The organism is Alcanivorax sp. HI0007 (assembly GCF_001635525.1).
Lineage (GTDB): Bacteria > Pseudomonadota > Gammaproteobacteria > Pseudomonadales > Alcanivoracaceae > Alcanivorax.
In genome coordinates, this window is sequence record NZ_LWEJ01000189.1 from 1 (window position 1) to 465 (window position 465).

The following is a 465-nucleotide window of genomic DNA, read 5'->3' on the forward strand; positions in this document are numbered from 1 at the left end:
GTCGGGTATCGCCTCCTCCGGCCGGGAGCGGATGAACCCGCCTGCCTCGGCGCCGTTGCTGGACAGCACACCGCGCCGACCGATCAGGTATTGCAGCAGTGCCCCCAGGCCCTTTAGCCAGTAGCTAGGATGCATCGAGATACTCTGGCGGCTGCGCGTTCTGGCGCGCACGAACACGTCGATATGGTCCTGTAGATTCTGTCCAACGCCCTCCAGGACATGACGCAATTCAATGCCATGCCGGTACAGCTCCTCACGCGGACCGATGCCGGATAACATTAGCAATTGCGGCGAGTTGAACGTTCCGCCGCAGAGCACAACTTCGCGCCCGGCACTGACCTGCACCAGCCCCTTAGCGCTTCGGTACTCGACACCGGTGGCACGGGTGCCATCAAGCAGCACACGGGTAACATGCGCGCCGCTGCGAACCGTCAGGTTGGAACGCTCCTCGGCGGGTTCGAGATA

1 protein-coding gene is annotated in these 465 nt (G+C 62.8%); it reads right to left on the minus strand.

What is annotated here, in order from left to right:
* The coding region (locus tag A3714_RS10090) for a GMC family oxidoreductase N-terminal domain-containing protein (protein ID WP_197463402.1) at nt 1-465 on the minus strand (465 nt) is incomplete at both ends.